Source organism: Litchfieldia salsa, assembly GCF_900104555.1.
Lineage (GTDB): Bacteria > Bacillota > Bacilli > Bacillales > Bacillaceae_L > Litchfieldia > Litchfieldia salsa.
Map to the genome: position 1 here is coordinate 14,359 of NZ_FNJU01000014.1, position 10,000 is coordinate 24,358.

A 10,000-nucleotide genomic window follows, 5' to 3' on the forward strand; every position below is an offset into this window, starting at 1 on the left:
ATCAAAGGGATTAGGTTAACATTTTCCAATAGTTATTTTAGGAACCGTACTGTTTTAAAAAGGATGGTTGATTTGATCGAAGCCTGTAAGTTCTTTCCACTCTTTTGAGAAATGTGGTAAGATATTTTAATAATGTAATCGTTTTATTAATATTCATATTTTTATTATAGGATAGTTCATTTATATATAGATCATAGGAGGAAGTATGAATTGAAACCAAAAATAGAAGACGTGGCTAAACATGCTGGTGTCTCACCTACAACAGTCTCTAGAGTGTTAAATAACAGGGGCTATATAAGTGAACAAACGAGAAAAAAAGTGCAAGAATCAATGAAAGAGTTAAATTATTACCCTAATGAAGTTGCTAGATCACTATTTATAAAAAGGACATTCTTAATTGGACTTGTTTTTCCAACTACTAATAACCCCTTTTATGGTCAGCTTATTTTCCACTTAGAAAATATTTCTGCTTCTTTAGGATATAAAGTTTTACTGTGTAATAGTCAAAATCGTGAAGATAAGGAAAAAAACTATTTGACAATGCTTCAAAGAAATCAAGTAGATGGAATAATTGCTGGGGCTCATAATAGGGGGATTGAGGAATATGACATACCTAAACTGCCTATAGTTGGGATTGATCGTAATTTATCTAATAAAATCCCAGTCGTTTCTAGTGATAATTATGGTGGAGGAAAACAAGCTACTCAACTGTTGTTAAATAAGGGTTGTAAGAAAATTATTCATATAAATGGACCTGATTTTTTAGAGACGCCTGCTAATTTAAGAAGGAGAGCATACGAGGATGTTATGAGAGAAAACCACTTAGTGCCTATCACCTATGAATTTCCATATAAAGCAACACATGAAACCGTTCAAGAGATTATAAAGACATTGTTTGATGAAATACCGGATGTTGATGGTATCTTTGCTAGTGATGACTTAATTGCATCCAAAGTTTTAAGAGAAGCCAAAATTAGAAAGATTAAGATTCCACAAGACTTAAAAGTGATTGGTTATGATGGTACTGATACAACTAGAAGTCTTTTGCCAGAGTTAAGTACTGTTCAGCAGCCTATTAAGGAGATTGCAGAGAAAGCAGTTGAAATATTAATCCAACAAATAAATGATCAACATGATGAAATTCAGTTAGAAAGCATTTTGCCTGTCACCATTATAGATAGTGAAACCACATAGAAAGTTAGTTCGAGATTTGTCTCGCTAACTTTTTATTTATAGGTGTGAATGAAGCAAACTTCAGTTAACGTAAATATAAAATAAAATTTTAAAAAGTATTATGTCATCCGGTTGACATGTGAAACCGGATGACATACAATCATAAGTGTAAAGGGTTACAAAATTATAATTTTAATTCTCGAAAAGGAGAGGAAAGGAGGAAGGAGATGAAGACGGCAGTTAGGAAGAATTCAATAATTTCAGCTCCTGCTAATTATAAAAGTTTGAGAGCTACTAGATTTAAGAAAATTTTAAGTAATTATGAATTATATCTTTTTCTTGCACCAACACTCCTTTATTTTATTATTTTTCACTATGTTCCAATGTACGGGGTTTTGATCGCTTTTAAAGATTTCATTCCGACATTAGGAGTGTGGGGGAGTCCTTGGGTAGGCTTTGAGCATTTCGAACGCTTTTTTAATTCCTTTCAATTCTGGAATCTGATTAAAAATACGCTAGCGCTAAGTTTTCTTCAACTACTATTTGGTTTTCCATTACCGATTATCATGGCGCTTTTGTTAAATCAACTTAGAAATCAAAAGTATAAAAAGTTTGTACAAACGGTTATCTATGCACCTCATTTTATTTCGGTAGTCGTCCTTGTAGGTATGGTTTATGTTTTCTTCTCTAATACAGGACTAATCAATAATGTAATTATGATTTTTGGTGGAGACCCTATTAACTTTATGGCGAAAGCTGAATGGTTTAAGCCACTTTATATCTCTTCAGGCATTTGGCAGGAAACTGGTTGGGCCGCCGTTGTTTATTTAGCAGCATTAGCAGGGGTTAACCCGGAAATACATGAAGCAGCTATTATGGATGGAGCTAGTAAATTTCAACGAATAATTAATGTGGATATACCAGCAATCTTACCTACAGCTATGATTCTACTAGTTTTATCTGTAGGTAACTTTATGAACATTGGATTCGAAAAAGCGTATTTAATGCAAACTCCTTTAAATGTGACAGCAGGAGAAATCATTCCGACTTACGTATACAAGGTAGGGTTGCAGAACGCACAATATAGTTTTGCAGCAGCAGTTGGATTATTCAATGCAGTCATAAATTTCATCTTATTATGGGCTGTAAATAAGGCTGCAAATAAATTAGCTGGTACTGGATTATGGTAAAAGGGTGAGGTGAGAATATAATGAGTTCTTTTGTAATTAATCGTACAAAATTATGGTCAAGAAAATCAAGAGAAGATAAAATCTTCGATATTTTGAATCTACTATTATTAACAACTGTAATGCTACTTGTCTTATATCCTTTATATTTTGTTGTTATTGCTTCAATTAGTAATCCGGATAAGGTCTTTAATGGCGAAGTATGGTTATGGCCACAAGATATTACATTTGAAGGATATCAACGGATTTTTCAGGACGATCGAATATGGATTGGATATAAAAACACGATTGTCTATTCATTCGTGGGAACACTTGTGAATGTTACATTAACGTTAATGGCTGCATATGCCTTATCACGAAAAGATTTAATAGGTAGAAACTTCTTTATGATTTTCTTCGTTTTTACAATGTTCTTTTCAGGTGGATTAATTCCAACATACTTAGTTGTTAAAGACCTTGGAATGGTTAATTCAATGTGGGCTTTAATTATCCCAAAAGCTGTTGCAGTATGGAATCTTATCGTAGCTCGAACGTTCTTTCAAGCTACAATTCCGACTGAATTATTAGAATCAGCTCAAATGGATGGCTGTTCAAATACAAAGTTTTTTCTAAAGGTTGTACTACCATTATCTAAGCCTATTATTGCTGTTATGGTATTGTTTTATGCGGTTGGTCATTGGAATGCTTTCTTTGATGCACTAATCTATTTAAATGATGAAGGAAAGTATCCTTTACAGCTGATCTTAAGATCTATTCTTATTCAAAATGAAGCTTCTGCGAATATGGTTGGTGATGTTGAGTCATTTGCAGCACAGCAACGTATTTCTGAATTGATAAAATATGGAGTGATTATTGTAGCAGCTATACCACTTCTGATTCTCTACCCATTTATTCAAAAGTACTTTGTTAAAGGTGCAATGATTGGAAGTATTAAGGGCTAATGCTCTTTATATGATACACCCTTTTATGGAGGTGAGAATTGCTGTTGTAACATAATTTTGTACTACTTTTATTCTATGGAAAAATTCAAAGGGGGAAGAAGAATGTTTGAAAATAAGAAGAAATGGGTTAGTTCATTACTATTTTTGATGGTAAGTTTAGTTTTATTTTTAAGTGCTTGTTCATCAGATGAGAGTAGTAAAATTGAAGGCAATTCTAAGGGGGGAGAACCAAAAGAAACAGCAGGCTTTAATGAAGAGGGACTACCAATCGTTGATGAAAAAATGAAATTAACTTTTGTTTCTCCTAAAGCACCTCTTTCACCAAATTATAGTGAAATGGAAATTTTCAAGTCGTTACAAGATATGACAAATGTAGAAATTGAGTGGAACAACATCCCTGACCAAGGATATGAGGAAAAGAAAAATTTAATGCTTGCAAGTGGTGATTTACCAGATGCATTTTATTCTGCTAAATTTACAGACCTTGATATTGTAAAGTACGGAGAAAACGGAACACTTGTTCCTTTAGAAGATTTAATTGATCAATATGCACCAAATATTAAAGCATTATTTGAAAAGAGACCTGAATTAAAGAGTATGGTGACAGCACCAGATGGTCATATCTATACATTACCACGTGCTGAGGAAGCTGGACTTGGAGCGGTTCCTAACTTTACTTCGATTAATAAAGCATGGTTAGATAAATTAGGTTTAGAAATGCCGACTACTATGGATGAGTTGCATGATGTATTAGTTGCATTTAAAGAACAAGATCCAAATGGAAATGGAAAGCAAGACGAAATTCCATTAGGCTTTATGTTTAATTTCTGGACTGGTAACTTTGGTGATATGTTTGCAGCATTTAATATGCCGGATAATATCGACCATCGTATAGTACGTAATGGGCAAGTGATTTATACAGCTGTTCAACCTGAGTATAAAGAAGCAATTGACTATTTCCATCAGTGGGTTAAGGAAGGTTTGATTGATCCGGAAGCGTTTACTCAAGATGTATCACAATACTTTGCAAAAGGTAAAAGCGAAAGATATGGATCTTATATCTGGTGGGAATCACAAGAAGTCGTTGGGGCAGAACTTGCAGATGATTATGTTTTACTTTCTCCAGTTGAAGGTCCAAATGGACATACAATTGTAGGTAGATCAAATTATTCTGATTATTCTCGTGCAGAATTCGCTATCACATCTGCTAACGAGCATCCTGAAGTTACAATGCGTTGGGTAGACCAGCTTTATGCACCAAAAATGTCAGCACAAATTAACTGGGGACCAATTGGTACAATCTTTGAAGAAGAAAATGGAATGCTAAAAATAAAAGAACAACCTGAAGATGTAGTAATGGGTGAATTAAGACAGAAGGTAGCTCCTAACGGTCCACTTGCTGTATTGAAGGAAGATTTTGAAAATGTGGTTGAAATGGAGCCAAGAGCAAAACAACGTCTGGCTGATTTACATGAGGTATATGGACCATATTTGGAAGAGGAAAATTACCCACAAATCTTCTTCAGTCCAGAAGAGCTTGAAGAAATTAATCAGCTTGAAGTAGATATTAAAGAGTTTGTTAATCAAAGAAAAGCTTATTGGATGATGGAAGGCGGAGTTAATAAAGAGTGGGACAGCTACGTAGATACGCTTGAACAAATGGGATTAAATCGTTTAATGGAAATTTATCAAAATGGCTTGGATCGATTCAACGAAAATAAATAAAAAAGTATTTGCTAATAGAGAGCTAGAACAAGTAAATATGTTCTGGCTTTTTTTAAAAAAGAGGAGTTGAAGCTGTGAGTATTGAGGAGAAAGGTAAAGGGCTAATTGCCCATTGGTCTTTTGATGAGGGGAAGGGTTCTGAAGTAACAGATGAGATTCAGGGGAAACAGTATCCTATCCATTATGTTTTTAAGGACAATCACACTCATCTATATCAAGATCCACAGTGGAGAAATGGGATAAAAGGAAGCTCCCTACTGTTTGATGGGTATTCAACCTGGATTGAAAGAAAAGGTGGAATAATCTCAGAGATTGAAAAAGAATTTACAGTAGAGGCTTGGGTTGCTCCACGTTCATTTGGTGGAAATGAAGATGAACGCCTAACTGCAGTTATCAACCAGCATAATCTCGAAAAAAAGCAAGGTTTTATCTTAGGTATTCACCGACATGGTAAATGGTCATTACAAATAGGTACTAATCAAAACTGGATTCAGGTATGGGCCGATGGGTATCCATTACCTAAAAATAAATGGTCTTACATTACAGCTACATTTAATGGGGTAATTGGAATTATTCGTTTGTATTTAAATGGAGAGAAAGTGGCTGAAGGTCAGATTGAAGCTAATTCTACCGTATCAAAATGTGAAGAGAACTTATTGATTGGAAAGAATAATCATCCGATTTGGATAGAGGATGTTTTTTCATTGAATATGTTCAGTGGACTAATAGATGATGTAAAGGTTCATAACAGAGAGCTTTCATCAATTGAAGTGTATGCAAACTATAAGTCTTATTTATCCCCTTTTAATGGAGAAATTCCTTATATTCCTTATCATGAAATATGTATAGAACGAAACATCTATGACAGTGATTATCACCGACCTAAATATCATCTAACAGCACCAGGACTTTGGATGAATGAGCCACATTCACCGCTATATTTTAAAGGAAAATATCATCTGTTTTATCAACATAATCCTCATGGACCATATTGGGGGAATATTCAATGGGGACATTGGGTAAGTGAAGATCTTGTCCATTGGCGTGATTTACCGATTGCTTTAGAAACTGAAGATGATGGTCTCGCACCAGATGGCATTTGGTCTGGGAATGCAGCCTATGATGAAGAAGGGCTCCCTGTATTGTTTTTTACAGCAGGAAATTTAGAAAAAACTCCAAACCAAATGGTCGGGCTTGCAAGATGTGTATACGAAGATGATGGTGATCTTAACTTAACAAATTGGGTAAAGCATCCTACTCCAATTATTGTACAGCCTCAAGGATTAGGATTACACTATGATGGTTTTCGTGATCCTTTTGTTTGGAAGGAAGGGGATACTTGGTATCAGATTGTAGGTTCAGGAATTGAGGGTAAATGCGGAACGGCTATAGTATTTACATCAACCAACTTAGTAGATTGGGATTATCGTGGATTACTATATGATGATCTAGAGCAAAATTATCCTTATTTAGGTGAGGTTTGGGAATTACCAATCTTATTTCCAATAGGTGAAGGTAAGCATATTTTTATCATTAGTCCTGTTGGCATTGGAGCTGACGTAGAAGTGTTTTACTGGATTGGAAAGTGGGATAAGGACCAATTTAGATTTATTCCTGACTGTGAAGAGCCGCAATTAATGGACTTAGGTGATTTTAATTTTACAGGACCGAGCGCTATGATTGACCAAAAAACAGGAAGGTTAATTCTATTTACAATCGCACAAGGCCAAAGGTCTTTAAAGGAAGAGTATGAAGCAGGATGGGCTCATAATGGTGGATTACCTGTGGAATTATGGCTAAGACAAGATGGAAGATTAGGATTAAAGCCAATTGAGGAATTAGAAGCATTACGTGGTGATAAGGTTGTTTCAATACAAGGTAAATCCAAGGATGAAGTAAATGAAATAATTCAAGGCGTAAAGAGTAATATGCTAGAAATCAGATTGGAAATTCAAGCGGAATCGGCAACTCAATTTGGTATTAAGGTTTTAAAGTCTCCTAAAGGAAAAGAGGAAACTTTGATTTTCTATGATAAGGAAGTTGAAAAACTAAATGTTGTCAAACAAAAAGAACATTCTCCGATAGAAACACAAGGTGGATCACTTAGAATTAATGGAGAAAATATGAAGCTCCATATTTATCTAGATTGTTCGATGGTGGAATGTTATGCGAACGAATTGAAAAGCCTGACTACTCGTGTTTATTCTTCTAGCCTTGATGCAAAAGGATTAGAAATATGGGGGAATGGAAACTTTACCGTAGTATCAATGGATGCATGGGAGATGAAATCAATCCATAAGAGTTAATAATAGTCATTGTTAATTTGCTTGTTATTTCTAAAATGATAAACTCATAATTTATGAAAATTAAGTAGTTTTCAATAAAAAAGGAGAAGAAATATGAAGTCAATTTTATCACTTGGTGAAGCATTAATTGATTTTGTTCCAGAAGAAAATGGAAAGGCATTAAAGGATGTTCATTCATTTGTTAAGGCTCCTGGTGGTGCACCTGCAAATGTAGCTGCGGCAGTTGCTAAGTTAGGTGGAAATGTCTCTTTTATTGGAAAGGTAGGGAATGATGGATTTGGTAAATTCTTAATAGAGACGTTAGATCAAGCGGGTGTAAAGACAGATAAAGTGTTTACTACTAACGATGCTCTAACTTCCCTAGCATTTGTTTCACTGAAAGAGGATGGAGAACGAGATTTCTCATTTTATCGAGACCCAGCAGCAGACCAATTACTTAACTCGGAAGAATTACAGAATGCTTGGTTTGAAGGGGAAGGATTGTTTCACTTTGGGTCAGTCTCACAAACCATGGAACCTTGTAAAAGTGCGACTAGTAGAGCAGTTGAATTAGCTTTAGCGGGTGGAATGATAGTTAGCTATGATCCAAATGTTCGACTTCAATTATGGTCTTCAGCAGCTGAGGCTAAGGAAACGATTTTAAATACAATTCCGTACGCACACTTAATCAAAATAAGTGAAGAAGAGTGTTTCTTTCTAACAGGTGAACAAGATGAGAATAAAGCTGTAAGGCAACTAATTGCTGGAAATGTAAAGGCCTTGCTCATCACCAAAGGTGAAAAGGGAAGTACACTTCACACAAAAAGTAGTTCTATTCATGTACCTAGTATTCAGGTTAAACCAGTTGATACTACAGGAGCTGGAGATGCTTTTGTTGGTGGATTATTATTTGGATTAAGTCAACAGAATCAAACGTTTGAGACAATCATTGACAATGAAGAAATAATAAAGGAAATTCTTGTGTTTGCTAATGCGTGTGGTGCTTTAACTACGATGAAAAGAGGAGCAATTTTAGCGTTGCCATCACAAGAGGAAGTAAAAGAGTTGATATTAAAAAAGAAGGTTGGGTAAAAAATGAAACAAGAACAGAAAGAGAAATACTCTATTGAACGAGCGATGGACGAAATTAATATCAAGTCACCTGAGGTAGCAAAGGACCATCATCGTTTAGAGTATCATGTGATGGGACCGACTGGTTGGATAAATGATCCAAACGGTTTGATTCAATATAAAGGAGAATACCATGTTTTCTTCCAATACTATCCTTTTAAATCATCATGGGGACCGATGCATTGGGGTCATGTGAAAAGTAAAGATCTAGTTCGCTGGGAACACTTACCGGTTGCGTTAGCTCCAACAGAAGATTATGAAGAAAATGGTGGATGTTTTTCAGGGAGTGCTGTTGATAACAATGGAGAACTAACCCTCATTTTTACGGGACATAATGATAATAAAAATCCGAAAGAGGTTCAGTGTATAGCAACAAGTACAGATGGTATTACATTTCAAAAATATGAAGGTAATCCGGTAATTCCACATCCGCCGGTAGACGGCTCTCCTGATTTTAGAGATCCAAAGGTTTGGAAGAATGAAGATAAATGGTATATGGTAGTTGGTTCGGCAAAAGAAAATAAAGGTAAGGCGCTATTATATCGTTCAGATGATTTACGAGAATGGGAGTATGTTAATGTTCTTGCAGAGAGTGATCAGGATCAAGGTAACATGTGGGAGTGTCCTGATATTTTTCCTCTTGGTGAAAAACATGTGTTAATTGCTTCACCAATGGAGGCTAAGGTGGGTAGAACCATGTATGTTGTCGGTGATATGAACTATGAAACTGGTAAGTTTACACAAGGATATTACCAAAAGATGGATTTTGGTCATGATTTCTATGCACCACAATCTCTTTTAGATGATAAGGGACGTCGAATAGTGATTGGTTGGATGGATATATGGGGAGCTAAAATGCCAACTCAAGAAAAAGGTTGGGCTGGTGCTATGACAATCCCAAGAGAATGTAAATTACTTGAGGATGGAAAAGTAGCATTCTTGCCAGTGGAAGAATTAAAAACCTTAAGAGGTGCACACTGGAACTACAGTGATTTGGTAGTGAAGGAGAATCAGTTGCTTAATGAAGTAAGAAATGACAAGTTGGAATTAAAAGTAATATTTGACTTAGAAAAAACTACTGCAAGTACCTTTGGTGTTAAGCTTCGTTGTAGTGAAGATGGAACCGAGGAGACGGTAATTGGTATAAATGCAGAAACCAAAACAGTGTATGTAGATCGGGACCGTTCGGGCAATGAAGTAACAGGAATTAGTAGAGCAGAAGTAAATTATGATGGAACGGTATCATTGCATATCTTCTTAGATTGCTCTTCTGTAGAAGTATTTACTGATGAAGGACGTACAGTACTATCAGACCGTATATACCCGAAGGAAGATAGCTTAGGTGTCGAGCTATTTGTAAGTGAAGGTCAAGTAACGTTTACATCATTAGATATTTGGGAGCTTAAAGCATAATGATTTGTGCCAATCTATTAAACTAACTTTTTAGTTTTAAAAGAAGAGAAAGAGGGTGTCTGGAATTGATTCCCTCTTCTTTAGAGTGGAAATGTAAGCGTGTTATTTTTGGCGGAACAACGATTATATATATTTTAGAGGGGAG

General features: G+C 35.4%; 7 protein-coding genes. All 7 read left to right on the forward strand.

What is annotated here, in order from left to right:
* Positions 1–210: 210 nt before the first annotated feature.
* The 7 genes from BLQ56_RS19540 to BLQ56_RS19570 all read left to right on the forward strand — a co-directional run bounded on the left by BLQ56_RS19540 (position 211) and on the right by BLQ56_RS19570 (position 9,855).
* Positions 211–1,194 (forward strand): LacI family DNA-binding transcriptional regulator, encoded by a 984-nt coding sequence (locus BLQ56_RS19540; protein ID WP_090858505.1) that lies wholly within the window; start codon positions 211–213, stop codon positions 1,192–1,194.
* A gap of 206 nt (positions 1,195–1,400) precedes the next feature.
* Positions 1,401–2,363, forward strand: coding sequence for an ABC transporter permease (locus BLQ56_RS19545; protein WP_090858507.1), 963 nt, complete (start codon positions 1,401–1,403; stop codon positions 2,361–2,363).
* 20 nt (positions 2,364–2,383) lie between these two features.
* Complete coding sequence (locus BLQ56_RS19550) at positions 2,384–3,301, forward strand: carbohydrate ABC transporter permease (RefSeq protein WP_090858509.1); 918 nt, start codon at positions 2,384–2,386, stop codon at positions 3,299–3,301.
* Positions 3,302–3,403: 102 nt separating this feature from the next.
* Entirely contained in the window at positions 3,404–5,026 is a 1,623-nt protein-coding gene (locus tag BLQ56_RS19555; protein WP_238457327.1) for an ABC transporter substrate-binding protein, read from the forward strand.
* 74 nt (positions 5,027–5,100) lie between these two features.
* On the forward strand, positions 5,101–7,332 hold the full coding sequence (locus tag BLQ56_RS19560; RefSeq protein WP_090858511.1) for a LamG-like jellyroll fold domain-containing protein: 2,232 nt from the start codon (positions 5,101–5,103) through the stop codon (positions 7,330–7,332).
* A 93-nt stretch (positions 7,333–7,425) separates the two neighbouring features.
* The gene (locus BLQ56_RS19565) at positions 7,426–8,403 is read left to right on the forward strand and encodes a PfkB family carbohydrate kinase (protein ID WP_090858513.1); all 978 of its coding nucleotides are present in this window, start codon (positions 7,426–7,428) and stop codon (positions 8,401–8,403) included.
* Positions 8,404–8,406: 3 nt separating this feature from the next.
* Positions 8,407–9,855, forward strand: a complete 1,449-nt coding sequence (locus tag BLQ56_RS19570; protein ID WP_090858516.1) for a glycoside hydrolase family 32 protein — start codon at positions 8,407–8,409, stop codon at positions 9,853–9,855.
* Positions 9,856–10,000: the final 145 nt, after the last annotated feature.